This is a genomic window from Lysinibacillus sp. RS11 (assembly GCF_042019215.1).
GTDB classification, from domain to species: Bacteria; Bacillota; Bacilli; order Bacillales_A; family Planococcaceae; genus Lysinibacillus; species Lysinibacillus xylanilyticus_A.
This window is the reverse complement of the sequence record NZ_CP168124.1, coordinates 4,278,767-4,304,410: the sequence shown is the minus strand read 5'-3', so window position 1 is coordinate 4,304,410 and position 25,644 is coordinate 4,278,767. Positions and strand designations below refer to the sequence as shown.

Annotated in this window: 24 protein-coding genes and 2 riboswitches; of the genes, 18 read left to right on the top strand and 6 right to left on the bottom strand. The window is 37.4% G+C overall.

All coding sequences use genetic code 11. From position 1 onward, the window contains the following. The first annotated feature begins 4 nt into the window (after positions 1-4). Together AB9L17_RS22215 and AB9L17_RS22210 are read left to right on the top strand one after the other, a co-directional pair. Positions 5-616: a response regulator transcription factor gene (locus AB9L17_RS22215; RefSeq protein WP_068986417.1), complete on the top strand. Its 612-nt coding sequence runs from the start codon at positions 5-7 to the stop codon at positions 614-616. A 195-nt stretch (positions 617-811) separates the two neighbouring features. Continuing rightward, positions 812-1,372 carry a hypothetical protein gene (locus AB9L17_RS22210; RefSeq protein WP_068986456.1) on the top strand — a complete coding sequence of 187 codons (561 nt, stop codon included), beginning with the start codon at positions 812-814 and terminating at the stop codon, positions 1,370-1,372. A 300-nt stretch (positions 1,373-1,672) separates the two neighbouring features. Here the strand turns inward: AB9L17_RS22210 and AB9L17_RS22205 are convergent, their stop codons facing one another. From AB9L17_RS22205 to AB9L17_RS22195, 3 genes are all read right to left on the bottom strand, one after another. Further along, positions 1,673-2,647 carry a proline dehydrogenase family protein gene (locus AB9L17_RS22205; RefSeq protein WP_068986416.1) on the bottom strand — a complete coding sequence of 325 codons (975 nt, stop codon included), beginning with the start codon at positions 2,645-2,647 and terminating at the stop codon, positions 1,673-1,675. Positions 2,648-2,721: 74 nt separating this feature from the next. Further along, positions 2,722-3,474, bottom strand: coding sequence for an ABC transporter permease (locus AB9L17_RS22200; protein ID WP_068986415.1), 753 nt, complete (start codon positions 3,472-3,474; stop codon positions 2,722-2,724). Further along, on the bottom strand, positions 3,471-4,202 hold the full coding sequence (locus tag AB9L17_RS22195; protein WP_223555364.1) for a phosphate ABC transporter ATP-binding protein: 732 nt from the start codon (positions 4,200-4,202) through the stop codon (positions 3,471-3,473). Before AB9L17_RS22195 ends, AB9L17_RS22200 begins: the two co-directional genes overlap by 4 nt. Before the next feature lie 124 nt (positions 4,203-4,326). On the opposite strand from AB9L17_RS22195, the gene AB9L17_RS22190 reads away from it, so the two are divergent. Beyond that, complete coding sequence (locus AB9L17_RS22190) at positions 4,327-4,827, top strand: methylated-DNA--[protein]-cysteine S-methyltransferase (RefSeq protein ID WP_068986413.1); 501 nt, start codon at positions 4,327-4,329, stop codon at positions 4,825-4,827. A 73-nt stretch (positions 4,828-4,900) separates the two neighbouring features. Here the strand turns inward: AB9L17_RS22190 and AB9L17_RS22185 are convergent, their stop codons facing one another. Then, positions 4,901-6,196: an ammonium transporter gene (locus tag AB9L17_RS22185; RefSeq protein WP_375199812.1), complete on the bottom strand. Its 1,296-nt coding sequence runs from the start codon at positions 6,194-6,196 to the stop codon at positions 4,901-4,903. Between the two features lie 13 nt (positions 6,197-6,209). Beyond that, positions 6,210-6,551 (bottom strand): P-II family nitrogen regulator, encoded by a 342-nt coding sequence (locus AB9L17_RS22180; protein WP_068986411.1) that lies wholly within the window; start codon positions 6,549-6,551, stop codon positions 6,210-6,212. Positions 6,552-6,864: 313 nt separating this feature from the next. Between AB9L17_RS22180 and AB9L17_RS22175 the strand changes: the two genes are divergently transcribed. The 3 genes from AB9L17_RS22175 (at position 6,865) to AB9L17_RS22165 (ending at position 9,795) form a co-directional block, all read left to right on the top strand. Continuing rightward, positions 6,865-8,325 carry a nicotinate phosphoribosyltransferase gene (locus AB9L17_RS22175; protein ID WP_083227111.1) on the top strand — a complete coding sequence of 487 codons (1,461 nt, stop codon included), beginning with the start codon at positions 6,865-6,867 and terminating at the stop codon, positions 8,323-8,325. Between the two features lie 21 nt (positions 8,326-8,346). Beyond that, the gene (gene nadE / locus AB9L17_RS22170) at positions 8,347-9,171 is read left to right on the top strand and encodes an ammonia-dependent NAD(+) synthetase (RefSeq protein WP_375199811.1); all 825 of its coding nucleotides are present in this window, start codon (positions 8,347-8,349) and stop codon (positions 9,169-9,171) included. Positions 9,172-9,477: 306 nt separating this feature from the next. Then, positions 9,478-9,795, top strand: a complete 318-nt coding sequence (locus AB9L17_RS22165) for an NAD synthetase (RefSeq protein ID WP_223555370.1) — start codon at positions 9,478-9,480, stop codon at positions 9,793-9,795. Here AB9L17_RS22165 and AB9L17_RS22160 read toward each other — a convergent pair. Continuing rightward, a complete protein-coding gene (locus tag AB9L17_RS22160) occupies positions 9,777-10,046 on the bottom strand; it encodes a hypothetical protein (RefSeq protein ID WP_375199810.1) in 270 nt (89 codons plus the stop codon). The two genes, AB9L17_RS22165 and AB9L17_RS22160, sit on opposite strands and share 19 nt — an antisense overlap. Before the next feature lie 602 nt (positions 10,047-10,648). Here AB9L17_RS22160 and AB9L17_RS22155 point away from each other — a divergent pair. The 12 genes from AB9L17_RS22155 (at position 10,649) to AB9L17_RS22100 (ending at position 25,219) form a co-directional block, all read left to right on the top strand. Continuing rightward, on the top strand, positions 10,649-11,287 hold the full coding sequence (locus tag AB9L17_RS22155; protein WP_068986408.1) for a nitrous oxide reductase accessory protein NosL: 639 nt from the start codon (positions 10,649-10,651) through the stop codon (positions 11,285-11,287). A gap of 61 nt (positions 11,288-11,348) precedes the next feature. Beyond that, positions 11,349-12,620 carry a right-handed parallel beta-helix repeat-containing protein gene (locus tag AB9L17_RS22150; protein WP_223555395.1) on the top strand — a complete coding sequence of 424 codons (1,272 nt, stop codon included), beginning with the start codon at positions 11,349-11,351 and terminating at the stop codon, positions 12,618-12,620. Then, a complete protein-coding gene (locus tag AB9L17_RS22145; protein WP_223555373.1) occupies positions 12,617-13,069 on the top strand; it encodes a nitrous oxide reductase accessory protein NosL in 453 nt (150 codons plus the stop codon). The genes AB9L17_RS22150 and AB9L17_RS22145 overlap by 4 nt, the downstream gene beginning before the upstream one ends. Then, on the top strand, positions 13,069-13,878 hold the full coding sequence (locus AB9L17_RS22140) for an ABC transporter permease (protein WP_223555375.1): 810 nt from the start codon (positions 13,069-13,071) through the stop codon (positions 13,876-13,878). Before AB9L17_RS22145 ends, AB9L17_RS22140 begins: the two co-directional genes overlap by 1 nt. Next, positions 13,878-14,555, top strand: a complete 678-nt coding sequence (locus AB9L17_RS22135; protein ID WP_223555377.1) for an ABC transporter ATP-binding protein — start codon at positions 13,878-13,880, stop codon at positions 14,553-14,555. The genes AB9L17_RS22140 and AB9L17_RS22135 overlap by 1 nt, the downstream gene beginning before the upstream one ends. Before the next feature lie 228 nt (positions 14,556-14,783). Continuing rightward, positions 14,784-15,728: an AAA family ATPase gene (locus AB9L17_RS22130; protein ID WP_068986405.1), complete on the top strand. Its 945-nt coding sequence runs from the start codon at positions 14,784-14,786 to the stop codon at positions 15,726-15,728. Continuing rightward, positions 15,725-16,906, top strand: a complete 1,182-nt coding sequence (locus AB9L17_RS22125) for a DUF58 domain-containing protein (RefSeq protein ID WP_068986404.1) — start codon at positions 15,725-15,727, stop codon at positions 16,904-16,906. The genes AB9L17_RS22130 and AB9L17_RS22125 overlap by 4 nt, the downstream gene beginning before the upstream one ends. Next, the gene (locus AB9L17_RS22120) at positions 16,903-19,086 is read left to right on the top strand and encodes a transglutaminase TgpA family protein (protein ID WP_375199809.1); all 2,184 of its coding nucleotides are present in this window, start codon (positions 16,903-16,905) and stop codon (positions 19,084-19,086) included. Before AB9L17_RS22125 ends, AB9L17_RS22120 begins: the two co-directional genes overlap by 4 nt. Positions 19,087-19,122: 36 nt before the next feature. After that, a riboswitch (purine riboswitch) is annotated at positions 19,123-19,224 on the top strand. Between the two features lie 152 nt (positions 19,225-19,376). Further along, positions 19,377-20,930 (top strand): glutamine-hydrolyzing GMP synthase, encoded by a 1,554-nt coding sequence (guaA, locus tag AB9L17_RS22115; protein WP_068986402.1) that lies wholly within the window; start codon positions 19,377-19,379, stop codon positions 20,928-20,930. Positions 20,931-21,483: 553 nt separating this feature from the next. Next, positions 21,484-22,569: an SH3 domain-containing protein gene (locus AB9L17_RS22110; RefSeq protein WP_068986401.1), complete on the top strand. Its 1,086-nt coding sequence runs from the start codon at positions 21,484-21,486 to the stop codon at positions 22,567-22,569. Between the two features lie 176 nt (positions 22,570-22,745). Beyond that, complete coding sequence (locus AB9L17_RS22105; protein WP_068986400.1) at positions 22,746-23,414, top strand: MOSC domain-containing protein; 669 nt, start codon at positions 22,746-22,748, stop codon at positions 23,412-23,414. Positions 23,415-23,657: 243 nt separating this feature from the next. After that, a riboswitch (purine riboswitch) is annotated at positions 23,658-23,759 on the top strand. Between the two features lie 134 nt (positions 23,760-23,893). Next, positions 23,894-25,219, top strand: coding sequence for an NCS2 family permease (locus AB9L17_RS22100; protein WP_068986399.1), 1,326 nt, complete (start codon positions 23,894-23,896; stop codon positions 25,217-25,219). Positions 25,220-25,644 lie beyond the last annotated feature (425 nt).

Below are 25,644 nucleotides of genomic sequence, written 5' to 3'. Positions count from 1 at the left end.
TGACATGATACGAATTGTAATTGCTGAAGATCAAGGTATGCTATTAGGCGCACTTCGTTCTTTACTTAGTATGGAGGATGATATGGAGGTCGTCGGCTTAGCAAAAAATGGTGAGGAGGCATTGGCGCTTGTAGAAGAGCATCAGCCTGATATTTGTATTATGGATATTGAAATGCCATTGAAAACAGGACTGGATGCTGCCGAGGAGCTGCATGGCTCTGGTTCCGATTGTAAAGTAATTATATTAACGACATTTGCGAGGCCTGGTTATTTTGAGCGTGCACGAAAGGCCAGTGTTCGAGGCTATCTTTTAAAGGATAGTCCGATAGAAGAATTGGTCAGTGCCATTCGCACAATTATGGATGGTAAAAGAATTTATGCGCCTGAACTCGTTGATTTTGTTTATGAGGATGATAGTGAAAATCCTTTAACTGAACGTGAGAGTCAGGTGCTGACACTTGTTGCAGAGGGAAAAACGACAAAAGAAATTGCAGCAGAATTATTTTTATCGGCAGGGACTGTTCGTAATTATATCTCCACTATTTTAGAAAAATTAAATGTTGGGAATCGTATTGAAGCCATTGCCCGCTTTAAAGAAAAAGGCTGGAATAAATAAGTAGCTTAAGAAGTTATCGTGAATACCCTTATACCTAAGGGGATGTATAGATTAAAAATAGACAAAAGGCATTGAATTATTTTAAATTCAGTGCCTTTTGTCATAAAAAAATATATTAGGATATTGTATATTTTGACTACAAATGATAATATTTAGAAAACTATAAATGTTTTAATAGGAAGGATGAAAATGATTATGAGAAAAATTATGAAAGTTACATCAACAGCATTATTAGCAACAACATTTGCCGTGACTAGCGCATATCCTTCAGCCGCTTTTGCTGCAAGCAATGAGATGGTTAATCCAGTAGTTGAGACAGAGACAGAGACATCTATCCCATTACAAAATAGTATGGACAAAGCTGTTCAGGCAGCGTTAGGCGGCCCTGAAATTAAAAAACTAAATGTACTAGGTCATGAATTTAATGTAAAACCAGCTGGTATTACGAAAAAAAATGAACTAACAGTAGTAGATGGTCAGATCTCCCATCATTTAAGTTGGCGTCCAGATGATCAGCTATACTACCATATTGAAAAAGAAAACGGAGAAGTAAAAAAAGTGGAGATCAAAATTGATCGAGGTGGATGGACAAGTTTATCAGCTCCATTTATTGCTACATTAGCAGAAAAAAATGATATCCCGATTACGCTAGAAATGATACAAGAGCTTGGGCAAAAACTAGGAAGCTATATTGATGGTAAATGGGAGTACGCGGCAGAAACAATTGTTTCAACTATTGCTTTACATGTTGAATAAAGTGAAACTTCAATCAGTGGGGGTTCTTCATCTCCGCTGATGATTAATCTTCACCAATCGGGCAGTTAACCTCCAGCCTATATTCTTTGCTTTCACAGAATTTTGAGGAGGGCGTCTTACTGCTCTAAACTGAACGCAGTGGGGAAAGAGGCTTGATAATTGCCTATGTAAATATTAGAGCAACTTTAGTTAGAGGAACAAATTGTAACAAGTTATTTTCACCGTATAGCCTTTTTAAATAGCCAAAACTAAAGCCAGAAGCTTATTCGACTAAGCTTCTGGCTTCTTTATATATAAACCTTATTTCTTACGTTTTGTTAAACGTCCAAGAACGAATGCACCTGCTGCTACAGCAAGGACTGTGTTCGTTTTTTTCGTAAATACTTGCTTTGTCACAAGATTAATGTTTTGAGGACGCTCTGCTAAACGGCGCATAAAGTAGCCGTACCAATCTTCACCGAATGGTACATATACACAGAAATTATAGCCTTCTTTAGCAAGCTCTTTTTGCATATCTGTACGGAAGCCGTAAAGCATTTGGAATTCGAATTTATCGAGCGGAATATTATTGTCTGCTACAAATCGTTTTACGTGAGCAATCACATTATGGTCATGTGTTGCGATGGACGTAAATTTACCGTTTAGTAAATGATATTCGATTAACTCAATGAAGTTTAAATCGATATCTAATTTATCTTGGAAAGCAACTTCTACAGGTTCTTTATAAGCACCTTTTACGATACGTAGACGATAGTTTTTGAATTTTTCGATATCGTCTTTTGCACGGTAAAAGTAAGATTGGATAACAGTACCCACATTATTAAAAGTTTTGGATAGCTCTTCAACCATATCAAAGGAAGTTTGTAAACGACCGTAGTCTTCCATATCAAAGTTAACAAATATATCATATGCTGCTGCTTTTTCTACAATCTCATATAAATTGTCGTAGCAAAAATCAACATCAATATCTAAGCCTAATTGAGAGGGCTTTAACGAAATATGTGCGTTAACACTGTTTTCATGAATAGCTTCAATAACAGCAAGGATTTGTTCTTTAGCTTTCGTTGCTTCTTCTTCAGTTGAAACAAATTCCCCTAAATTATCTACTGTGCAAGAGATATTATGTGCATTAAGTTCTTTGATGCTTGCAATTGTTTCTTCAATATTTGTACCAGCTACTACATTTTGTGCTCCTAATTTTAGACCGTATTTTTTGGCAGAACTATTTAATAGTTGGTTTTCAGATAAGTGGATGAAAAAATCGCGTAATAACATGGTCATTCTCCTCACTGCATTTTCTTCTTAGTATAACATAATTTAGAAAATATATATTGATTTCACCATAACAATTATTTCATTTCGAGTAGTTGCATGCGTTCATTAAAAAGTGCAGGATAGCTTAAAAAACCTATCATTATGCTCGATAATGTCGCAGTTGTTAGAAGGGCGAAAATGATTAGGAGTTGAAATTGCACTGCTTGAATAGGGTCTGCACCACCAATTATTTGGCCGCTCATCATACCTGGCAATTGTACGAGACCAATCGTTTTTTGGCTTTCGATTGTAGGAATCATACTTGCTTTTACCGCATTAATTAGCTGTCGATGAATTGCTTGTTTTGGTGTGCCTCCAAGGGATAAAATTAACTCAATTTCATTTTGGTGACTTGTAATTTCTGCTGTAAAACGATTTAAAAATAAAATAGATAATACCATTGAGTTGCCAATCATCATACCACTAATTGGAATAATATATTGTGCAGTTGCTGGAACAATATTAAAGCCAAGCAATACACCTTGTGTAACAAATTCTATTACAATAAGAGTTAGTGCTATTTTCCATGTGATGCCTTTAATACCCTTTCCTTTTTTGCGAGCATTTAATGTTGCTACTACGATCATTAATGCAACCATAAGAAAAATATACATATAGCTTTGGGCATCAAAAACAAATTTTAAAATATAGCCTACTGCAAGCAGTTGAATAATTGAACGTATTGTTGCAAGGATTGTATCTTTTTCAAGTCCAAGCTTTAACGTTTTAGACAGTAACAGTGGGATAAAAACAAAAATTAATGTTAGGGAAAGTGATATATAGGTCATGCATTTACCCCCTGTACAAATTCTGCGACACGTGGATCTGTAGGGGCGTTTAGTAAGGAGCTTTTTCCTGTTTCAATTAGCTCACCATCCATCATGACCCAAGTATAATGCCCAATTGTTAATGCTTGCTGTAAATTATGCGTTATCCAGATCATTGTGACATTGTATTTTTTATTGATAGAAGCAATAAGTGTCTCAATTTCCTGCACAGATTGACGGTCTAGTGCAGATGTGATTTCGTCTAACAATAAAATAGAAGATTGATTAATAAGTGTTCTGGCAATAGAGACCTTTTGCCGTTGTCCGCCGGATAACCCATTTGTAGGACGTTGTAAAAAGCTCTGATCTAATCCAACATCTTGTAAATATTGAATGGCTTCTTGCTTTGTCAGTTTTTTTTCTTGTAACGAACGAGGAAGTGCAAGATTTTCAAACACTGTGCCCGCTATCATGGGTGCGGCTTGAAGAGCGATGCCTACATGCTTTCTTAAAGTAGTTGGTTCGTATGTAGAAATAGATTGATTATCAATTAATATTTGACCATCTGTTGGCGTTAACAGACCATTACATAATTTAAGCAGTGTTGTTTTACCAGCACCTGAAGGACCAACTAAAGTTGTGATTTTGCCTTTAGGGAATGACCCCGTAATCGCTTTTAATATCGTTTTGTTATTTGCTGAAAAGCTGACCTGTTGAAAGTGAATAGCAGGCTCGTATAACATATTCATATAGTTGAACTCCTTTATAATAGTAAGTAAAATAACTGTAGCATGAAATTATGGAGAGCTACAGCCGTTTTACATTTTTACATTTTGTAGAATTTGATGATTATGAATGTAAGGGGAGCAGGGGATGGATGTATTATACGTAGATACACTAACATATGCACAGGGCACTATGTATATCGTTGCCTCAGATGAAGGTCTTGTATATATCGGAACACCAAATGTATCGTTTGACGAGGTAGAAGTGTGGGCGAAAAAGCCATTTAAAGGCTATCGCTTTGAAGAACATAAAGTAAAGTTACAACCTTATATAAAGCAATTAACAGCTTATTTTAATGGAGAGCTTACTGAATTTGATTTGCCGATACATGTCAAAGGGACTCCGTTTCAACTAGCAGTATGGGATGCCTTAAAGGAGCTGCCATACGGTGCAACTGCAACGTACTCAGACATTGCACATCGCATCGGGAATCCGAAAGCGGTAAGAGCTGTAGGTAGTGCTATAGGTGCCAATCCTATATTAGCGATTATTCCGTGTCATCGTGTGATTGGAAAAAATGGTAAGCTAACAGGTTTTCGTAGTGGATTAGCGATGAAAGAATTTTTACTTGAGCTAGAGAGAGTATAAACAAGCATGTGCATAAGTTGTTTCTTATGCACATGCTTGTTCTTTGTTGAGAAGGATTAAAACTTGCTGGACACTATACATGTTCTTCTTGGACAACGGTGTGTGTTTTACCGAAATGAGTTAAACGATGTGCAAATGTTTCTCCTCGTACGGCAGAGCCTTTGAAAATATCCTGAAATTCATAAGCTGGAGCGCCGTGTTCGATGACATCTAGGCCAGAGACTTCTTCTTCAGAAGAAACACGTAATGGCACAAATGCTTTTATGATAAATAAACCAGCTGTTACTGAAACGCTAACCCAGGCAATTGTAGCAATAACGCCAATTGCTTGCACACCTAATAGGCCAAAGCCTCCTCCATAAAATAACCCTCGACCACCAATATCAAACAAGCCAACTGCTAGGGTACCCCAAGCACCACAGATACCGTGTACAGCAATTGCCCCCACAGGATCATCAACTTTTAATTTCCATTCAATAAAGCGGACACCCTCAACTAATAGTGGAGCAGCAATCAAGCCGATCATGATTGAACCAATAATACTAACATTAGCAGCCCCGGCAGTAATAGCCACGAGCCCTGCTAAAGCACCGTTTAATGTTAGTGAACCATCAATATGACCATATCGAAACTGCGTATAAAAGGCAGTTGCGACAATTCCAGCAGCTGCTGCGAAAAATGTATTTGCGATTACAATAGGAACAAGTTTAGGATCAGCGGCTAATGTAGAAGCACCATTGAAGCCGAACCAACCAAACCAAAGTAAAAATACACCTAGAGCTCCTAATGGGATACTATGTCCTGTAATAACGTTAACACGACCATTTTCATATTTTCCAAGACGAGGACCAACCATGACTGCTGCTATAAGTGCCGCAACTGCACCTGTTAAGTGAACAGCGGTAGATCCTGCGAAGTCAACAAAGCCAAGATCTGTTAACCAACCTTGATCACTCCACACCCAATGGCCAACAACAGGATAAACAAGTGATGACATGAGAATAATAACACCGATATAAGCAAAGATATTAGTACGCTCCGCCACTGCTCCAGATAAAATTGTTGCTCCAGTTGCAGCAAACATCGTTTGGAAGATAAAGAAGGAAAGATCATCTACACCATTTAAAGCAAAGCCACTTGTACCGAAGAAACCGCCAGCTGAATCACCAAACATAATAGCGTACCCACATAGAAAATAGACAATACCGCCAAGTGAAATAGTAAGGAAGTTTTTCATAATAATATTGACTGCGTTTTTTGAACGCGTAAAGCCAGCCTCAACCATAGCAAAACCAGCGTGCATAAAGAATACTAAAACTGTACCGAGCATTACCCAAACTAAATTTACAGATAATATTACTTCATCCATATATGTGCCCTCCTTATTCTACAGCAATCGATCCGACTTCTTTTGTCCGGATACGAATTGCTTGTTCTACTGGATAAATAAAGATTTTTCCGTCTCCAACCTTGCCGGTTGCTGCATCACGTAATAAAACTTCTACAATAGGATCTACTTTTTCATCATCAACAATCATTTCTAATTTCAACTTTGGCAAAAATTCAATTTCATAGGTATTTCCACGAAATAACCCAGTCCGACCTAATTGCTTCCCGCAGCCAGCTATTTCAGAAACACTTAGTCCTGCAATTCCTTCCTGTGCCAGTCCGTCCCTAACAGCACCGAAAACTTCGGGACGAATGATTGCTTCTATTTTTTTCATCACTACCAGCTCCTTGTCGTAATTTTAATTTACATGTTAAAACGGCATAAAAAACAGTGCAATGGTTTTTTTATAATACATGTTATGTTTTGTTACATGGTATATTTCGGATTTCGTACTAGTTTAGGAAAAAGGTTTTTATAAGGGGAATGAAAGCGGTACTAAAAAATGTGTCTAAATTGTGTACGATTCGAAATTTTCTGATTTTTAATGTGAGAAAACCTCACATTAAAATAGAGGAATGTAAAACGCAAGAATTTGGGTATATAGTGTATACTAGGACTAATTATCAAAGCGGAAGAAGGGGTTTCTTGTGAGATCAAACTATGCAGATGATAGCTTAGCGCTACACACAGACTTATACCAAATCAATATGGCAGAGTCGTATTGGGCTGATGGTATACATAATAGAAAAGCAATTTTTGAATTATATTTTAGAAAATTGCCTTTTGGCAATGGTTATGCTATTTTTGCGGGATTAGAGAGAATGCTTGAGTATTTACGTGATTTCCGCTTCAGTGATTCGGATATTGCGTATTTGCGTGAAGAAGTTGGTTACAAAGAGGATTTTATCGAGTATTTAAAGAATATTCGATTTACAGGGGATATGTATTCTATGGTAGAAGGAGAGCTTGTTTTCGCTAATGAACCGATTGTCCGCATTGAAGCCCCATTAGTAGAGGCGCAGCTAATTGAAACAGCATTACTTAACATTGTGAACTACCAAACTTTAATTGCAACAAAGGCTAGCCGCATTAAACAAATTATAAAAAATGAGGCGGCGATGGAGTTCGGTACGCGACGCGCTCAAGAGATGGATGCGGCAATTTGGGGAACACGTGCAGCGTTTATAGGTGGATTTGCTTCAACTAGTAACGTTCGTGCAGGTAAACTCTTTAATATACCGGTGTCGGGTACTCATGCACATGCACTTGTGCAGGCCTATAAAAATGATTATGATGCATTTCATGCTTATGCAAAACGTCATCGTGATTGCGTGTTCCTTGTGGATACTTACAATACGTTAAAATCAGGTGTGCCAACAGCGATCAAAGTGGCTAAAGAGCTTGGTGACAAAATTAATTTTATTGGAATTCGTTTAGACAGTGGAGATGTAGCTTTCTTGTCAAAAGAAGCTCGTCGTATGTTAGATGAGGCAGGATTCCAAAACGCTAAAATTATCGTATCAAATGATTTAGATGAATACACAATCTTAAACTTGAAAGCTCAAGGTGCAAAAGTCGATGTGTGGGGAATTGGCACAAAGCTTATTACAGCGTACGACCAACCTGCTTTAGGGGCAGTTTATAAAATGGTTGCTATTGAAAATAGCGAAGGACAATTAGAAGATACGATTAAAATTTCTGCGAATGCTGAAAAGGTATCGACACCAGGTCTTAAAAATGTCTATCGCATTATTGATCGAAAAAATGGCAAGGCAGAGGGAGATTACATTACGATGCAAGATGAAAATCCTCAATCAGAGGAGCGCATTAAAATGTTCCACCCTGTTCATACATTTGTATCAAAATTTGTAACGAACTTTGAAGCAAAAAATTTACAACAGCAAGTAATTAAAAATGGCGAAATTAATTATCAAAATCCTACTTTGGAAGAAATGCGCGACTATGCAGCTGAAAATCTGGAATTGTTATGGGATGAATATAAACGTGCCATGAATCCTGAGGAATATCCAGTCGATTTAAGCCAACAATGCTGGGATAATAAAATGCGCAATATCGAAGAAGCTCGTGAAATGGTTAATCGATTGTAAAACGTAAGGAGTGAAAGCAAAATGACATTACAGCAAGAAATCATTAAGGAATTACGTGTATTACCTACTATTAATGTGCAGGAAGAAATACGCAAATCTATTGATTTTTTAAAGGAATATGCTCAGCGTTACAGCTTTGTAAAAGGATTTGTTCTCGGGATATCGGGTGGACAAGATTCAACATTAACTGGCAAACTAGCGCAGCTCGCAGTTGATGAGTTAAATGCCGAGGTCGGAGAAGCAAAGTATTCATTTTGGGCTGTCCGCTTACCATATGGTGTGCAGGCTGATGAAAAGGACTGTCAGGATGCCATTGATTATATTAAACCTACGAAAACCTTCACAGTAAATATTAAAAATGCCGTCGATGCTAGTATACAGTCATTAGCTAATGCAGGTATTGAGGTAAGTGATTTTGTAAAAGGAAATGAAAAGGCACGCGAGCGAATGAAGGTGCAATATGCTATTGCTGCTATGAATAATGCTGTTGTGCTTGGGACAGATCATGCTGCAGAAGCAATTACAGGTTTTTACACTAAGTTTGGTGATGGTGGAGCGGATTTAATGCCAATCTTCCGTCTTAACAAGCGTCAGGGTAAACAAATATTAACTGCGCTTAATTGCCCAGAGCATCTTTATTTAAAGGTACCAACTGCGGATTTAGAGGAAAATCGCCCTTCTTTACCAGACGAAGCAGCACTTGGTCTGACATATGACCAGATTGATGATTATTTAGAAGGGAAGGAGATCCCTGAAGAAGCTCGTAAAACATTAGAAGGGCATTATTTACGTTCTCAACATAAACGTCATATGCCAATTACAATATTTGATGATTTTTGGAAGTGATATATATTTGAGGGCCATCGCCAATAGTTGGCAATGATTTTTTAAAAAGTACGTCATGTATATAAGTTGATTTCCATTCCGGTCGGACGCTCCTAGGAAAGCGCCAGTCTGAACGGAAATCAACCCCACATTATGAAGATGAGTCAAATCTGGGAAAAGAGTTATAAGAAAAAGTGATTATTACTTTTTCGCATAGCCCTTTTCTCCCTTTTTTTTATAATTTGGTTCTACACTGTTAATTTTTCGCATATAATGTCGATACAAATACCTATAGAGTTGATAAAAAGTAAAGGAGGGTAATTATTTATGAGGACTTCTAGAGTAAGTGCGACGACAAGTAGTATATTTCGGAACGAGCAACAGTATTTACATGCAGGGGATATAAGCCACAATTTTGGACAAAATCCGAAACAACAGTTTAAAAAGAGTATGCAAAAAAATAAAGATAAGAAGAGTACGGACAACACTAAACAACTTCAACAACGCTCAAATAAAATAGAGGCTAGTTTTTTGGACGGCGCATACGATTTACAAATACGCAATGAATTAAATGAAACTGCCGTTAAGCTAAGTCTTGTCAGCAAGCAAAAGAAGCTTCTCAATAGTTACCGCTCTTCTGTATAACCGATCGTAAATGAAACTTTTATGTCAATAGTATAAAGGTTTTCTATTAAATAAAGTATGGCTCTTTGGCAAAACGAGGGGTTGATTCCCGTTCCGGCAGGGCGCTTTGTTGTTGCTGTCGTTGCACTTTCGCACAGATAAAACATTGTTGCTGTCGTTGCACTTTCGCACAGATAAAACATTGTTGCTGTCGTTGCACTTTCGCACAGAGCAAAGCTTCCTAGGGGCGTCCGATGAGCCGCTTGGGCCAACAGATGTTTTTTGCGCGAAAGCGAAGCGACAGCAGCACGATGTTTTTTGCGCGAAAGCGAAGCGACAGCAGCACGATGTTGGTCACGAAGGCGTTATCACAGGACGTGATGTTTTTAACCTTCGTTCCTCTATCGCTAATCCCCAAGGAGTCGCCCGGCCTCTACTCCGATCAACCTCTTCACATAATATGTATCTTCTGGTATGTCACTTTAATATATTCAACGAAACTTCTCCAACAAATATTTCTGTACGCTTGCTCACAGAAAAGTGAGTACCTGAAACGGAAATCACTCCATTTAAAGCGCCAACATTTACAAAGATTCCTTTGAGGATTTTGTTTTTCGATACTATGAGACTCTCTATGTCATTCTTAATGTAGAGAGTTTTTTCCTTTGGGGAAAGTTAGATGGAAATAGAATCACTCTGTTAGCTATCAAAAAATGGAAATGATATATTTTATATTCAAAATATTTGAAATCGAGATGTTCAATGAATATTCAAGATAATTTTTCCAATGCTTCACAGTTATTTTTAACTTATTTCACAACTTACCTGTAAAGTGTTTAGTAGGAACAGAAAAAAGAAATTGGGGGAAGTAGTTGTGAAAAAATTATGGTTACCTGTACTAGCGGTATTACTATTACTCGCGGCTTGTGGTACGGAAAAAGAGAAAGTTAAGGAAGAAGAATCTAAGCAAGATGTTGCGGCGACTGAAGCAGAAGCAAAGGATAAGTCTGAAAAAGAAACTTCTGTAGCTGATTCACGTTTACAAGAGCCGAAAGAAGATACGATGTGTGAAATGTGTAATATGAAAGTATATATGAAGGACGAAGAGATGGGTGAATTTTCTACTCAAGCAATTAAAGAGGATGGAACAATTGCCTTTTATGATGACATCGGCTGTTTAGTAAATGCTGAGGTTGCAAATAATGAAAAGAACGAAAAATTTGTACGTGATTTTAATACAAAAGATTGGGTAAAGGTTGATGATGCAACGATCGTCAAAACAGACCTAAAATCTCCGATGAATTGGGGATATGTTTATTTCAATGATAAAGCTGATGCTGACAAATATATAGCTGACAATCCAACTGCACATGTAGAAGAATTACAAAAAATTAAAGACGATGCATTAGAGCGTCGTAACAAGAAAATGAAAGAAAAAGCTGAAAAAGAAGCCAAAGGTGAATCTGACTCTATGCATATGGAAGAGAAGAATCATGATGGTCAAGGTCATTAATCGAATGGACTAGGGGGAATTCCTCTAGTCTTTTCGTGCTGAACTGGGAGGTAAGGGATTGGTGAAAAAAATAGGGTTTGCCTTATTGTTTTTTCTATTCATAAGCCAGACGGTGTACGCAGATTTCGATGTACAGCATGCAATTGATGCAGCCAAACCTGGAGAGGTTGTACATATTCCTGCTGGTCGTTACCATGGCAATTTCATCGTGACAAAACCGATAATGTTAAAAGGTGAAGAGGGAACTGAACTAATTGCAGAAAAAAACGAGCCGGCACTTCGAATTGAAAATACTGCCAATATAACTGTAGAAAATATAAATTTATCAGGAAAAAACAAAGCGATTGTTGCTAGTAATGTAGATGGACTTGAGCTACATAAATTACAAATTAAAGACGTTCATTCCGGCGTTCATATACAACGTTCTAAAAATGTACGTATACATGAAGTTAATGTGATCGGTAATGTGGGGCATTATTCAAGAAAAGGTAATGGGTTGGCTGTTTTTAAGAGTGAGAACATCATGATCGAGAACAATACTATTGAGCAAGTGCAGGATGGAATTTATGTAGAGGATGTAAAGCGTATCGTAGTCCAACGAAATAAGGTTACGAACAGTCGTTACGGTACGCATTTTATGTATACGAGTGATGCTGAAGCACTTTTGAATACATACCATCATAATGTCACGGGTCTTATGATTATGATGACAACAGACATCCACCTTGAAAGCAATACAGTAGAAAATCATGTTGATTTTAATGGCTACGGTATGCTCCTCTACGATGTACAGCAAGCAAAAATTAAGCATAACACCATCAAGAATAATCGAACTGGTGTAGCATTGCAGAAAAGTTCAAATGTTCACATTGAAACGAATGATTTTCAGATGAACCAAACAGCTCTTGAGGGCACGAAGGTGAGTGACGACACGAAAGCTAGTAATAATAACTTTACAGGTAATATTTTAACTGCTCGCTCCGATAAGCAAGGCTTTAAACTAGAAAGCAATTATTATGATGATTATTCGGGAATTGATTTAGAAGACAATGGTCTCGGTGATGTGCCGTACGTGGCAGTGTCAAGCTTTGGTCAATGGATGGTACGTCAGCCTGTTTACCAATATTTTGTAGAATCTCCAAGTGTCATTCTGCTGACATCACTTGATCAGCAAATTAACAAAACTGAAAAGAATATGCTCGTTGATCATACTCCGAGATTGGCTGCGGAGGGTACGAAAGAAAAGAATAAGGTAAATGTCGTGCAAATGCTATTAGGTTTATCCTTAATATTAAGTAGTTTATGGCTATGGAAAAGAGGAATAACAGAATGAAAAAATGGATGATGATTGTACTGCTATGTTGCGTTATGTTGATAGGTTGTAGTGAAAAAACATATGAACCTCGTGAAATAGTTAGCGAAACTGATGTTTGTAAAATTTGCAATATGAGTATAGTTCATAATGCATATGCTGGTCAGATTGCGTTGAAGAATGGTGATTATGAAATTTTCGATGACATTGGCTGTCTTATGGAATATATAGAAGCGAATGGAGAAGATGAGATTGGAGCTGCCTATATAAAAGATGCAGCAAAAGATGAATGGATTGACGTTTTTGAAGCGGTATATGTGTACAACAAGGATTATTGGACACCGATGAATTATGGGGTAGTTGCATTCGATACGAAGGAAGCAGCACAGGAGTGGATGTCTACAGAGGGGGATGGTCAGCTACTTACTTATAAGGATTTACACGATTTTAAATGGGGGATCCATGAGTAATGTATAGTATGCTTATCAAACTAGAATTGAAGCAAATGCTCAGAAGTCGTTGGATGCAACTGGTCGGTATACTTTTCACACTTGTTTTTACAGCTATCATTGTGATTCAGCAAATGGCATTACCAGATGTAGAGGGCTTTACACGACAAACAGCCTCGTTTTTAAATGTATTGCTGTTTTTATTACCGCTTTTTATATTAACCATCGGAAGTATGAGCGTAGCTGGTGACGTGGAATCAGGGTGGTTTTCTTTATTAAAGACATATCCGATGACACGTACGCAATATATTGCAGGAAAGTATATGGCATCCGTGCTGGCCTTTTTATTGGTCGTTGTAGTGGCATTTGGGGTTATACTAGCGCTTGGTGGATTTTTAGGTGGAGTACGTTTACCGATTATTTTCATTATCCTGACATTGCTATGTATATTCATTTTCGTGTCATTGGCCATTGCGGTTGGAGCATTTGCGAAAACAAGATTATATGCACTGTCGTTATCACTTGTTTTTTGGTCAATTTTTTTATTGCTTATCTCTTACGCTTTAATGGCTATTGGAACTGTTGTTGCGGGGCACGTTCTACAAAAACTGACGATTATAGCGATGCACATTAATCCTGTAGAGTGGCTACGCTTTGGCTACTTTATCTTTACAGATCAGGCTAGTGTGCTTGGACCAGCATTTTATGATATAACGCAGTTTTATTCGTCACCACTAGGCTATGCTGTGTACGTGGCGGTGACATTACTTTGGATAGCATGTCCATTAGCTTACGCTAGCTTACTTTTGAAGAAAGGGGAAAGAAGATAATGCTATTAGAAGCAAAGGAATTATCGAATATCTATGACAATAATAGAGGTCTTCAAGAAGCCTCCTTTTCTTTACAGGCAGGGCGTATTTTAGCGCTTGTAGGAGGAAATGGTGCAGGAAAGAGTACTTTGATTCGCCTGCTAACCGGTCAGGAAAAACAAAAATCAGGAGAAATAATATGGCATAAGCCACAAGCTATTCGATATATGCCTGATGATGTGGATTTTCCGTCCATGTTAACAGCAGCGGAAATTTTACAACTTCTTGCTTCTTTGAAGAAAATCGGTAAAGAAGAACAAGAAGATGTCCTGAGACGCGTTGCTTTATGGGATGTTCGAAAGCAAAGAGTAAAACATTTCTCAAAGGGGATGCGTCAACGGCTTAACCTCGCCCAAAGCTTACTTGGTGAGGGCTCTTTGCTTATTCTAGACGAGCCTACTAATGGTCTGGATCCGTTTTGGATTGCAGAGCTAAAAAAAATGATGCTAGAAGAAAAAACAAGGGGTTGTACTGTAATATTTTCCACGCATTTGCTTGCTTTTGCGGAGGAAGTAGCGGACGATGTGTTAGTTTTACATGAAGGAAACATACTTATTTCTGGTGAATTAGAGGAAATACTTTTACAAGAAAATTCATCTTCATTAGAGAATTTATGGTTAAAAAAATTAAATCTGTAACATTCTGAGAGGTAATGGCGTTATACTAGGAGGTAGGCTTGTTTGAACGAGAATTCAGACAAGCCTTCTTTTTCATGCTAAGGTTTTATTACCACTAATTAATTGCAGGAAATAAAGCAATAGATGCACGCTTCATATAATTGTGTTATAAAACATATTTCGTTATGCTTAAGAAAGTTATCATGCAATTCAAACAATTGCTGGGTGAAATAGGAGGTTTTTTGATTTATGAATTCACAAATACAAGATGTATTAGAGAATATAGAAAAAGTAATGATCGGCAAAAGAGAGGTTGCGGAGCTTAGCATAGTAGCCATGCTGGCAAGGGGACATGTCTTGCTTGAGGACGTACCAGGTGTCGGCAAAACAATGATGGTGCGAGCACTGGCAAAATCCTTTGATGCGCAGTTTAAAAGAATTCAATTTACACCTGATTTATTGCCATCGGATGTTTTAGGGGTATCTATTTATAATCCAAAAACGTTGGAATTTGAGTTCCGACCTGGTCCGATTATGGGAGATGTCATTTTAGCGGATGAAATTAATCGTACATCTCCGAAAACACAATCTGCTTTGCTTGAGGGGATGGAGGAAGCATCTGTCACAGTTGATGGTAAAACCTTAATCATTAACCAGCCATTTTTCGTTATGGCCACTCAAAATCCAATAGAGCATGAAGGCACATATCCGTTACCAGAAGCACAGCTGGATCGTTTCTTACTAAAAATAAGAATGGGCTATCCTACACGAGGGCAAGAAGTGGAGATTCTACGTCGAGCTGAACATGGTAAGCCGATTGAAAAAATTGAATCTGTGTTAACCGTTGCACAATTAATTGAATTACAGGAGCTTGTACAGGGAGTATATGTTGAAGGCTCTGTTAAAAATTATATGGTCGAGCTAGCGACTCAAACAAGGGAAGATAGCTATGTGCATTTAGGAGTAAGCCCTCGGGCAACAATTGCTTTAATGAAAGCCTCACAAGCTTATGCATTTATAAAAGGGCGTAATTATGTTACTCCTGACGATGTCCAATATTTAGTGCCATTTGTTTTTAGCCATCGTTTAGTATTAAAACCAGATGCTCGTTATGATAACGTGACGGCAGAGGAAATTATCGAGCGTATTATTGCGAAAACACCTGTGCCAACAAAAAGGTTTGCGGAGCAATGATGAAATGGCGAACTTTTATAGAGAAAAGTAAACATTTCTTATTAGTGTCTTTGTTAATGATCATAACGTTTTGTTATGCCATGTTCCAAGGTGGGTTTGTCAGCTGGTTTGTATTTTTTACGGTTAGTCCGTTTTTGTTATATGCATTTATTTTCTTACTAGTAAAAGAAGATATTTTACTTGTGGAACGCAAAATTGAGCCTTCTCATATTGAGAGTGGACAATCTGCTAAAGTTACAATTACGGTAGAACGAAAAACGCGCTTTCCGTTTGTTTATATGCTGATGGAGGAACTTGTAAACAGTGAAGCCCTTGTTCAATCAAAAGTGCAAGGAACAAATGCCATTAAGTTTGTAGGCTTCAGGAAGAAATTTAGTTGGAATTACGTACTGGAAAATATGCCCCGTGGCGAGCATCGTTACTTAGGTGTTACTATTGTTTTCTGTGATTTTTTTGGCTGGGCAAAAAAGAAAGTTGTAGTGGAAAAGGAACAAGTCATTTTAATTTATCCGAGAGTACGAGAGATGAAGTATGCTGCACTTCAAACAAAATTTGATGTTGGTACAATGATGTCACCTTATTCGATTGTTAAGGATACTTCTATGGCTGTTGGCTTACGTGAATATGTTCCAGGAGACCGTTTTTCATGGATTCACTGGAAATCATTTGCGAAAACGCAAACATTGCAATCTAAGGAATTTGAAGATCGTCAATCACAGGAGTTAATGTTGGTACTCCATGCCGAAAAGACTCCGTTATTTGAAGAAAAAATTGAGCTTGTGGCATCGATGTTACAAACAATTGTTGAAGAACGTGGAGATATTTCATTTGTTTCAGCCGGTGCTCAAACGAAGGTGTTTCCGATTATTCAAGGTAATAAGCAGCTAGATCAAGTAATGCATCATTTAGCTGCTTTAAAACCTGCGGAGACTGTCAAATTCCATTTACGAGATCAACATGCCTTTAAGCATGTCGCAACATTACTGTATGTTACGAGTGAAGTATCAGATGAATTACTTCATACTCTTGCCACTAGGGTAAAAAGCTGTATTTGTTTTGTAGTCGCGGAGCAGCCACCTATGCAATCAGAGCTAGTAAAGCGTTATAAGCAAATTCGAGTTGTGTATGTAAATCCAATAGATTATTACCATTTGTTCACGGAGGTGATGAAGCCGTGAAAAAATCACAAGGAGATTTTATAGAATTAGCAATAGCATACGTAATTATTTTTCTAATTTTACGTGAATGGCTTATTCCTGTAATGGAGCTAACAAATACAGGAGGGTTGCATTTATTTTTAGTGTTTATTGGTCTATCACTATTCCTCAGTTTATTTCAAGTACATCCATTTCTATCGGGATTAGTGAAATTTGGCTATATTACTTGGTTTATAGTGTTTGTTTATAGTGATAATCCCTTTTTATCTGGACAGACATTACCCTTTTTAATAAATGAATGGAAATGGAATATGTCAGTCATTCTTTCGGGCGACTTTGGACAAGTATCAGATGCGTTTAGGACTATGCTATTCCTTGCGCTTATTTGGATGTTAATATATCTAATTCACCACTGGATCACCGTGAGGAAAAATATATTCTATTTCTTTGCGTTAACAGTATTCTTTATTGCCACGCTTGATACGTTTAGTGAATATGATGGAAAGGTGGCAATTGTTAAAGTTATTGTACTTGGATTAATGATGACAGGCTTTCTTTTTGTCAAACGCTTATGGCTTCACACGGATGAACCGGGCAATGTAATAGAAAAGTGGAAGCTAGTTATACCGATGATTGTTTCAGTAATGCTTGTTAGTACAGTGGCATTCTTTTTACCTAAGGCAGGTCCGACTTGGGCTGATCCAGTGCCTTTTATTAAAGGGGTTGCAGGGCAAGGGGACTTAGGGACAGGTGAAAAAACAGTTGGTTACAGCGAGGATGATAGCCGATTAGGGGGACCGTTTCAAGGTGATAATACACTAGTTTTCACTGCAACTTCCCGTGATCGTCATTATTGGAGAATCGATACAAAGGATACTTATACATCGAAGGGTTGGATTCTTTCAGATGGGAACTTCGGACAAAATGTCTATCAGAACAATACCCCTATCCTAACTTCGTTACAAGTTGGAACTCCTGAAAATGTACGCCAGATTCAGATGGATATCGCTGCTCCAATGCCATTTTTAATTCAAACATATGGCATGCTATCTGTTTCTGCCCAAGATTCACCCCTGTTTATTCAGGATGGGCGTACTGAAAAAATAGCAATAGAACAACAAAATGGCGAGTCAAAATTATTGTCTAACTATACGATAGATTATAGTGAGCCAGTATATAGCATGGAGCAGCTCCAAACGTCAAAACCGTCCATGCTAGGAACATTAGATTCGTCCTTTGATCGTTTTTTACAGTTGCCAAATACACTCCCACAACGTGTTGGGGATTTAGCGACAGAAATCACACAAGATAAAGCTTCGGTATATGATCAAATAAAAGCAGTTGAAAAATATTTTTCAACTCATGGCTTTAGATACGATAAAACAGAAGTAGCAATCCCGGCTGAGGATCAAGATTATGTTGACCAGTTTTTATTTGATACTAAAATTGGCTACTGTGATAATTTCTCAACATCAATGGTCGTGCTCCTACGTTCCGTGGGGATACCCGCACGCTGGGTAAAAGGCTTTGCACCTGGTGAATCTGGTCCGATGTCAGATGGTTTACGTGAATATCGAATTACGAATGATAATGCACACTCGTGGGTAGAAGCATATGTACCTGGAACCGGCTGGATGGAGTTCGAACCAACGATTGGCTTTTCAGGGAATGTTAATATTGATTATGATATAAAGCAAGACACTCCTCAGCAAGAGCAAGTATTACAGCCAGAAAAAAAACAAGAGCAACCAGAGAAGGAAGAGTCAGCACCAAAGAAAGAAACATCTAGCAAAACGTTTAGCTTAGATACAGTATGGACATGGGTTAAAAAACTTACTTATGTATGGATTGCTCTGGGTGTTTTGCTGGTCATTGCAGGCATTAACCTGTTTATGCAACGTAAAACGTGGATACCTAAAATGCAAGTACGTGCATATCGTAAAAAAGAAGCGAACTGGACAAACTTTGATGCTTCTTACCATGCTTTAACGAAGCAATTATCTCGTATTGGATTACGCCGGAAAGATGGCGAGACATTACGAGCATTTGCTGAACGAGTTGATGCATCGTTAGAGACAGAGCAGATGCTAAAACTGACCGCTGTATATGAACAACATATTTATGGCAAGGATAAACAAGAGGTTGATTTTATGAAACTGAAAGAAAGTTGGGAATATTTAATCAATCGCACTATCAGTTGATTTTGATGGGGACAAAGAGTAAAATTAAAAAAAATTATATATGATTAGGATTGCTTTCATATAAGTTCGATAATAAGGTTCGGATGTTTCTACGAAATCACCATAAATGATTTCTCTATGAAGGTGAATGTTTTGGATAGGTGAGAAGGTTAGTGAAATACTTGTCTTTGCTACGCATTCGCCTTTATAAATTAAGAGCTTATGAACGCGTAGGAAGTTTTTACTTTCATACGCGTTTTTCTTTGAACATATGAAAAGTTCCTTTAAAAATAGTAGAAGAGGTGGAAATATTGTCAGCTAGCCCTTTATTAAAAGAGCAAGAAAAAATCGTCGTTCTTGACTTCGGTAGCCAATTTAACCAATTAATTACGCGTCGTATCCGTGAATTTGGTGTATTCAGTGAGTTACATCCACATACGATTACAGCAGAAGAAATTAAAAATATGAACGCAGCAGGTATTATCTTTTCAGGTGGTCCAAACTCTGTTTATGATGAAAAGGCCTTTCATGTAGACCCTGCTATTTTCGAATTAGGCTTACCAATCCTAGGTATTTGCTACGGTATGCAATTAATGGCACATACACAAGGTGGTAAAGTAGAAGGTGCTGAAACACGCGAATATGGTAAAGCTGAGATCCAAGTAACAGCTTCAAACAAACTATTCGGTGAGTTACCAACAGAACAGATCGTATGGATGAGCCACGGTGACCATGTAACAGAAGTGCCTGCTGGCTTTGAGGTAATCGCAACAAGTGCTGCTTGCCCAATCGCTGCAATGGCAAATGTAGAACGTAAACTTTACGCAGTACAATTCCACCCAGAAGTACGTCACTCTGTATACGGTAATGACTTATTACGTCAGTTCGTGTTCGATGTTTGTGAAGCAAAAGGCGACTGGTCAATGGCAAACTTCATTGAACTTGAAATCGCGAAGATCCGTGAAATAGTAGGGGACAAAAAAGTATTATGTGCACTTTCAGGCGGTGTAGACTCTTCTGTAGTAGCCGTATTAATTCATAAAGCAATTGGTGATCAGCTTACTTGTATGTTCGTAGACCACAACTTAAACCGTAAAGGTGAAGTTGAACAAGTAATGAAAACATTCACTGAAGACTTTGATATGAATCTTATTAAAATTGATGCACGTCAACGTTTCATGGATAAGCTTGCTGGCGTTTCTGATCCAGAGAAAAAACGTAAAATTATCGGTAACGAGTTTATTTACGTATTTGATGAAGAAGCGGCTAAACTTGAAGGAATGGATTTCTTAGCACAAGGTACGCTTTATACAGATATCATTGAATCTGGTACAGCAACTGCCCAAACTATTAAATCACACCATAACGTTGGTGGTCTTCCGGAAGATATGCAATTCCAATTAATTGAGCCACTTAACACATTATTTAAAGATGAAGTGCGCGCATTAGGGCTAGAGCTTGGTCTTGATGAAAAAATCGTTTGGCGTCAACCATTCCCAGGTCCTGGTCTAGGTATCCGTGTACTTGGTGAAGTAACGGAAGAAAAACTTGAAATCGTACGCGAATCTGATTTCATCCTACGTGAGGAAATCGCTAAAGCTGGTCTTGATCGTGACATCTGGCAATACTTCACGGTATTACCTGACATCCGTTCAGTTGGCGTAATGGGCGATGCTCGTACTTATGACTACGCAATCGGTATCCGTGCGGTAACATCTATCGACGGTATGACTTCTGACTGGGCACGTATTCCTTGGGATGTATTAGAGAAAGTGTCTGTACGTCTAGTAAACGAAGTAAAACACGTTAACCGCGTGCTGTATGATATTACATCTAAGCCACCAGCGACTATTGAGTGGGAATAGACCTATAGTATAATTTGGATTGTTGCCCCTATTCAACAATGTTTTTAACGTTATGAATAGCAAAAAGAGTGGGATTTAAAATAAGTCCCCCTCTAGCAGTCCCACCAAAATAACTTTTTTGGCTGATAAAATAGAACGTTTTGGTGGAAATAATTTGATAAGTGAATATATATAAAGCCTAGTTTAAGGATATGTCAATTGAATCCTTAAACTAGGCTTTTTTTATTTCATACTAAATCCTCGCTCTATATTTTAGAGAGAAATAGTCTTAAAAGATAACAATTCCCGGCGGATGTAACGATTTGGAAGAGAAGCTTTTCAAGCGAGTTCGAAAAAATCCAGACAAATTGTTTGTTTGCGCAAGGCGAAGCGTCAGCTGCAAATGTTTTCTGGAGCGACAGCTACAATAACGCCGAGGCGTTATTGATACCGTTATATGTTTTATGGGTTTTGGGTCTTTTCACATTTAAAGTTTGGAAATATAAATATGAAAATATATACAGTCAATAGTATAAATGGTAGAATAGTTAAAATATAAAAGGGGGTAAATTGGTTGGGTATACTCAAGAAATGGTTTGTTGCAGTTTTTGTACTCGTGATGTTATTTGGCATTCAGTATCAAGTAGCAGATGCGGCTGATTATCGAACAGTGAAGGTTGTAAGTGGCTCAAACTTGCTTGTGAGAGAGTCGCCGAATGATACAGCCAATTCTATTGGTAATCTAGGTAAGGGTGAGTTTGTGATAGAGTTTTCTTCCTCAAATGGTTGGTCTCACATTCAAGCAGGTGATGTAAAGGGATATGTTCCTTCCTCTTTTTTAAGTGTTCCACCTTCGAAGATTAGAATCGCAAATTCCAAAAGTGGTCTCGTTGTGAAATCTAAGCCATCTCCTTCAGCACCAACATTAGCTACACTAAAGTATAATATGATTGTTGAAGACTATGGATCGGTAGGAAACGGTTGGTCTTTTGTGCAATATGGCAATGTGGTAGGCTATGTTAAATCCGATTTTATTGGGCAGACTAAAACAACGACAAAGTACGTTAATACAGGTAGTGGGGTTATCGTTCGAAATATTGCCAGTCAATCTGGAGCTTCAGTAGGTTCATTAAGTAATGGTACACAGGTGACTGTACATGCTACATTAGTAGGTTGGTCTTATGTGACCGCTGGTAATATCAAAGGATACGTAGTAGATGCATTTTTATCCACAAAGAAACCTGTTGTGCCTTTCAACAATATTAACTTTAAATTGACTATTCGTGATGTAGAGAAAAATGAAAAATCAACGTTTATACAAAAACTTCAAGAGGGTAGAGAGACTTATTTAATCTATGAAACGACAAAATATGGCTATCCAGCAGAGTTGACATACATTTTTATAGGTGGGCAATTAGAGTATATTAGCTATGATTTCCTTCCTGAACAAGATAGTTATCACACATGGGATCAAATGTCTATTTTACATGACCTACTACATAGACAAGGGATTGTGGAATTTGGTAAGGATTATCAATTTACCTATACAAAATATAGCAGTCTACATACAAGCTGGGAAAAAAGTGGTTACACAGCTTTGATCACTGTGAATGATGACAATCTTTATACATCTGCAAGATTAACGTATTATCGTAAATAAAATTTTGCTCCAATGACAGGACCCTATGCTATATTAATTCTAAAGTATATTCCAAAATGGGCCGTTCTAAGAAACAACTTCGTATTAAGAAAGAGTTATACGATGAAGTATTAGGTATAGTTAACTAATGAATATCAATAGGACTCTATGTCGCTATTTAGTTTAGGGGGATTGAAATGGAAAAAAATATAGCGATGATTCATACACTTGCTATTGGTATGCCCAAAGAATTGCATGATAGTAATGGGCGCTCAATGATTACAGGGATTGAAAAAGGAAAAGTACAAGAAGTTTATTTGTCTACACGTGGATTTGAGGGGGATGATGTAGCAGATAAAAAACATCATGGTGGTCCTGACCGTGCCGTTTGTTTATATCCTGCGGAGCATTACATACAATGGGAACAGGAAACTGGTAAACCGTTGCCGACAGCAGCATTCGGTGAAAACTTAACAGTAACGAATATGTTGGAAGTGGATATTTGTATTGGCGATATTTATAAAATAGGTGATGCTGTCATCCAAATTACCCAAGGACGTGTACCATGCAGTACGATTGATAAATATACTGAGGCGAACATATTACTCAAACGTTTAATTGAAACAGGTTATACGGGCTACCTTGCGCGTGTACTGGAAGAAGGGAAAATTTGTGCAGATTCAAAAATTGAATTAGTGGAAAAGGACCCTGCGCGTGTTTCAGTTTTGCATTGCAACGAAGTGTATTTTAAAAACGAAGATGCACTTGCCATGAAACGTATACAAGCAGTTGATGCGTTAGCAGAAGATTGGAAACAAAAATTAGAAAAAAGAATTCAGCTCTTGCAAAGTAAAGTAATAAATTAAACATATGTCGATCAAGGGAGCTCTCCCATAATCGCTGTATGATAATCCGCTAGTATTCGAATGAATGTTAGCGGAATTTTTTATTTTATAACTATCGATAAAACGTTCAGTTCTAACCTATTTATGCAACGGTTTCTTAAAATGTGAACATTAAATAAGTTTTTTACACGAACTTTCGTATTTTATTTTTGAAAAATGTTCGGAAATAGGGTTGAAATCTAAAAAATGAAATGATATATTACGAGTGTAAATTAAATAAGTCGTCGTATAATGTCGGGGATAAGGCCCGTGAGTTTCTACCAAGTTACCGTAAATAACTTGACTACGATTTTAGTTATATATATATCAATGTATAGACACTAATTAATTTCACACAAAAACTGTAGTGAAATGTATCGTAGACATGCGACTAGTAGAGTAGTCAGCGTGTCTTTTTTGTTGTCGATATTGAAGACGACCATACGGAGGATTTCTTTAAAATGAAAAAGTATTTCATGTTCGATGAATTAGGAACTAATTATCGCCGCGAAGTTCTTGGTGGTTTTACAACGTTCTTAGCAATGGCTTACATTTTAGTAGTAAACCCAGTAACATTGACATTAGCGAATGTAAAGGATTTACCAGACGCTTTACGTATGGATTATGGGGCAGTGTTTGTTGCAACTGCTGTGTCAGCAGCAATTGGTTGTTTTATTATGGGGTTCTTGGCAAAGTATCCTCTCGCCTTAGCACCTGGTTTGGGTCTTAATGCATTTTTTGCATATACAGTAGTATTAGTAAACGGTAGTCCATGGCAGCATGCACTAGCAGCAGTATTTATTTCAGGTCTATTTTTCTTATTACTAACATTAACAGGCTTACGTGAAAAATTAATTAATGCGATCCCTATGGAATTAAAATTAGCAGTAGGTGCTGGTATCGGTTTATTCATTGCTTTTATCGGGATGCAAAATGCACACATTATAGTTAAAAATGATGCAACTTTAGTTGGTATCGGTAATTTACACGAACCAGAGGTATTACTAGCAATATTCGGTATTATAGTAACAGTTATTTTAATGGTGCGTGGTATTAAAGGCGGCGTATTCTACGGTATGGTGTTAACATCAATCGTTGGTATGCTTACAGGACTTGTTGATATTCCTGAAAAAGTTGTATCAGCACCACCTAGCATTTCACCAACATTCGGAGCGTTATTCAGTTCTTTCTCTGATCCAACCTTTTATACATTATCGATGTTGTCAGTAATTTTAACTTTCTTATTTGTAGACTTCTTTGATAATGCAGGGACATTAATTGCGGTAGCTAACCAAGCGGGATTAGTTAAAGATAATCGTTTACCACGCGCGGGTAAAGCTTTAATTTCTGATTCAATTGCAACGATTGTTGGTTCAATTCTTGGTACATCTACTATTACATCTTATGTAGAATCTTCTTCAGGTGTAGCAGCTGGCGCACGTTCAGGTTTCGCTTCAATTGTAACTGGATGTTTATTTTTACTATCACTATTCTTTTTACCGTTGTTAGGTGTGGTTACCCCAGCTGTTACTGCTCCAGCATTAATAATAGTAGGAGTTTTAATGGTTGCTTCTTTAGGCCAAATTGCTTGGGATCGCTTTGAAATCGCAGTACCATCATTCTTAACAATGATTATGATGCCATTAACATATTCAATCGCAACTGGTATTGCAGTAGGGTTCATTTTCTATCCATTAACAATGATTATTAAAGGGAAAGCGAAAGAAGTAAATCCGATTATGTATGTTTTCGCGGTAATCTTCTTATTGTATCTAGCAACTTTATAAAATAGAAGCTGTTCACAAATTCGGTTCGACGATATTTGTGAACAGTTTTTTGTTACAAGAATAATTTCTTTGCAGAAACATTTATATAGGAAAGGATTCAGTTTTCTATATAAAATGCATTTCACGGAATTATCTTTCTTTTTAAATACGGTTGTATTACTAGAAGATTAGTGATATATTTAAACACGTTGTTACGAAACAAACAGCAACTTAAAAAAACATTAACATAAAGAGTTGACGTAGAGTTAACATTATGTTAAAGTATAGAAAGTCACTTAGTTGTGACGAATTAATGAACCTTGAAAACTGAACAAGCAAAACGTAATCAATAAAGTTTTTAGTAGCTAACCTTGAGTTAGTGAACGAAACAAAATTTTGGACATCAAACATGATGCCAGCAAAACAATTTGAGCTAATCAAATTTC